The following is a 2,534-nucleotide window of genomic DNA, read 5'->3' on the forward strand; positions in this document are numbered from 1 at the left end:
AGACGAAGTAAACGAGTTCTAAAAAGGCTACGGTATTGATCTTGAAATAGTGGTCAAAGGGCTATCTTTTTTCATTGACAGCCCGGAGGCTCATATGTGTTATATGCGTTGTTCATTTAAACCATTCGTCTTTGTGGGATCTGATGGCGATTTCGTCAACCTCCGGCAGCTCGCTTAACTTTAAGCCACAAGAGTTACACGAGACAGCCCACATTGCTGACTTTGAATAAAAACTACCGTTGAATATGGTGTTTAACAAGGAATAAAATCGCTTATTGCAACGTGGGCAGGTTGATAACGACAATCGAAGTAATAAAAAGAGAAACAGATAGATGAATAGTGGGGCAATAAATCCCAACGGCGGAAACAAGAAGCCAAGAAAGATCCCTATTGATACTAAATAAAAGCATGGCCAACGAGCAGCATGTACGTTGTCAGAACGAAGCTTAATTTTTCTTAGGCCAGCAAAATACTCTTCCATGAGTTAACTACCAATTAGCATATAACACCCCAACATTCGTTTGTTAGGTGGCATGCAGATCTATGGGCTGCACGTTATCCAAATTGATGTTCTGCTTTGCCTGCCAAAGCTGGTAATTGTCTTGCATGCTAAGCCAACTTTCAGGGCTGCGCCCTAATACCTTTGATAGCCTTAATGCCATTTCTGGTGTTACTGCACTTTTCCCCTTAACGACACGATTTAGTGTTGAAGCGGCAACACCAAGATGGGTAGCAAGTGTCCTGCAACTGATGCCGTGTGGTTCCATGTAGATGGACTCAATAAATTCACCGGGATGTGGTGGGTTATGCATATTCATTAGTGATAATCCTCGTAATTTAAGATGTAAGCATTACCATCCGTGAACTCGAAAGTTACTCTCCAGTTGCCGTTAACTGATATCGACCAAATGTTTGACCTTTCCCCTTTAAGTTGATGTAGAGAAAAGCCTGGTAGATTTATGTCATCGATTTCTTGTGCGGTATGGATAGCAGCTAACTGCATGCGAAGTTTTTTCGCGTGCTTAGTCTGTACGCCTGAAGTTTTCCCTTTTTCGAAAAACAGCTTCAGGCCCTTATGTTTAAATGACTTAATCATGGGAAGAGCGTAGCGTATTGCGCAACGCGGTGCAACTTGATGTCTAACTTTAAGCTAAGGGGCGCTAGCATGTGGGCTAAAATCCGAGCGAAGTGAGTCAGCCCAAATGTTAGCGTCCCAGCGACTGGAGGGAGTGGCTTGAGCGCTTTGTTAGCCGCGTTCGTGCCAATACCCTGGTTTTCGGTGGTTGTGCATAATAGCTACCACACTAATTTCCCTGTTTTCGATAATTTTATAAATAATAGAGTATGGGAACCTGCTTAAGACAAAGCGTCGATGAGTTTGCCCCATTTTTGTCCATGCCGAAGGCAAAGAACTAACTGAATCGATGGCTTCCTTGATTTCTTGGGTAAATTCGTGACCCAACCCCAGTGACTGCTCTTGATACCAATCAAACGACTCTTTTATTTCCCTTTTAACCTCTGGATGAAAGGAAACAGGCAGCATCTTTTAATTTAGAGCCTTTTCTATCTCTTCCCAACTAATGCTTTTTACCGCACCAGACTCTAGCTCTGCGCTGCGAGCTTCTGCAAGTTTTACCCACTCAGATTCCACATCACTATCAATCTTAGTATCCATAGCCGTTAAAAGACAGTGGGCAGCAAGAGCTTTCTCTTTAGTACTGAGTTGCTCGATATTTTCAAGCATCACTTTTAATGCATCAGACATAAAATAACTCCCATTGAGTATGATTTGATATTACCACTAAAAAAGAGAAGAGAAAGGCTGGATTTACAAGTAACTTTTCAATAACGGGCGCAGACATGTGGGGCATAATGGCGAAGCCGCCCATGTGTTTGCGTCCCAGCCTGCGCCAGCAGGCGACTTAATTTGTTTGTTAAACCATAAAACTTAGCCTAAAATGACCTAATTAAAGACCATTTTGGAGACCTTTATGACTACTAGAGTTTTAGCCGAAGTAGCCGCAAGCATTACTGAACTCAAAGCAAACCCGATGAAAGTTGCAGGTAGCGCGTACGGAGATCCTGTTGCCATACTAAATAGAAATGAACCAGCTTTCTACTGCGTACCTGCTGAAATTTATGAAAAGATGATGGATCGTCTAGAAGATCTGGAACTACTTCATCTAGTGCAAGAAAGAAATAGTGAAGAAAGCGTTTCGGTAAGTTTAGATGACCTATAAGCTAGAATTTAAGAAAAGCGCGCTTAAAGAATGGAGCAAGCTCTGTAGTACTTTAAAAGAGCAGTTTAAGAAAAAACTGTCTGAGAGACTTGAAGCGCCGCATGTAGCGCCAGACAGAGTGATAGGCGCGGAAAATGTATACAAAATCAAGTTGAGACAATCCGGCTATAGACTTGTATACCAAGTCCGCGATGACATTGTAATAGTCACAGTACTTGCAGTCGGAAAACGTGAAAGAAATGAAGCATATAAAAAAGCGTTAAAAAGGCTGGACGCTGACTAAGGAGTTTAACA

General features: G+C 42.2%; 6 protein-coding genes. 2 read left to right on the forward strand and 4 right to left on the reverse strand.

Annotated elements, in window-relative coordinates:
* Nucleotides 1-524: 524 nt before the first annotated feature.
* The 4 genes from GVO62_RS13765 to GVO62_RS13780 form a co-directional block, all read right to left on the reverse strand.
* The gene (locus GVO62_RS13765; protein ID WP_159119718.1) at nt 525-818 is read right to left on the reverse strand and encodes a HigA family addiction module antitoxin; all 294 of its coding nucleotides are present in this window, start codon (nt 816-818) and stop codon (nt 525-527) included.
* Nucleotides 818-1,096, reverse strand: coding sequence for a type II toxin-antitoxin system RelE/ParE family toxin (locus tag GVO62_RS13770; protein ID WP_159119719.1), 279 nt, complete (start codon nt 1,094-1,096; stop codon nt 818-820). Before GVO62_RS13770 ends, GVO62_RS13765 begins: the two co-directional genes overlap by 1 nt.
* A 150-nt stretch (nt 1,097-1,246) precedes the next feature.
* On the reverse strand, nt 1,247-1,543 hold the full coding sequence (locus tag GVO62_RS13775; RefSeq protein ID WP_159119720.1) for a type II toxin-antitoxin system RelE/ParE family toxin: 297 nt from the start codon (nt 1,541-1,543) through the stop codon (nt 1,247-1,249).
* 3 nt (nt 1,544-1,546) lie between these two features.
* Nucleotides 1,547-1,765, reverse strand: a complete 219-nt coding sequence (locus tag GVO62_RS13780) for an addiction module protein (protein ID WP_159119721.1) — start codon at nt 1,763-1,765, stop codon at nt 1,547-1,549.
* A gap of 226 nt (nt 1,766-1,991) precedes the next feature.
* Between GVO62_RS13780 and GVO62_RS13785 the strand changes: the two genes are divergently transcribed.
* Together GVO62_RS13785 and GVO62_RS13790 are read left to right on the forward strand one after the other, a co-directional pair.
* Nucleotides 1,992-2,240 (forward strand): type II toxin-antitoxin system Phd/YefM family antitoxin, encoded by a 249-nt coding sequence (locus GVO62_RS13785; protein ID WP_070174548.1) that lies wholly within the window; start codon nt 1,992-1,994, stop codon nt 2,238-2,240.
* Complete coding sequence (locus tag GVO62_RS13790; protein WP_159119722.1) at nt 2,230-2,523, forward strand: type II toxin-antitoxin system RelE family toxin; 294 nt, start codon at nt 2,230-2,232, stop codon at nt 2,521-2,523. The genes GVO62_RS13785 and GVO62_RS13790 overlap by 11 nt, the downstream gene beginning before the upstream one ends.
* Nucleotides 2,524-2,534 lie beyond the last annotated feature (11 nt).

Source organism: Alteromonas sp. KUL150 (assembly GCF_009811475.1).
Lineage (GTDB): Bacteria > Pseudomonadota > Gammaproteobacteria > Enterobacterales > Alteromonadaceae > Alteromonas > Alteromonas gracilis.

What these genes read in the sequence shown, in the direction of transcription:
- GVO62_RS13765 (WP_159119718.1), bottom strand. Translation starts at nt 818, where the DNA reads ATGAATATGCATAACCCACCACATCCCGGTGAATTTATTGAGTCCATC.
- GVO62_RS13770 (WP_159119719.1), bottom strand. Translation starts at nt 1,096, where the DNA reads ATGATTAAGTCATTTAAACATAAGGGCCTGAAGCTGTTTTTCGAAAAA.
- GVO62_RS13775 (WP_159119720.1), bottom strand. Translation starts at nt 1,543, where the DNA reads ATGCTGCCTGTTTCCTTTCATCCAGAGGTTAAAAGGGAAATAAAAGAG.
- GVO62_RS13780 (WP_159119721.1), bottom strand. Translation starts at nt 1,765, where the DNA reads ATGTCTGATGCATTAAAAGTGATGCTTGAAAATATCGAGCAACTCAGT.
- GVO62_RS13785 (WP_070174548.1), top strand. Translation starts at nt 1,992, where the DNA reads ATGACTACTAGAGTTTTAGCCGAAGTAGCCGCAAGCATTACTGAACTC.
- GVO62_RS13790 (WP_159119722.1), top strand. Translation starts at nt 2,230, where the DNA reads ATGACCTATAAGCTAGAATTTAAGAAAAGCGCGCTTAAAGAATGGAGC.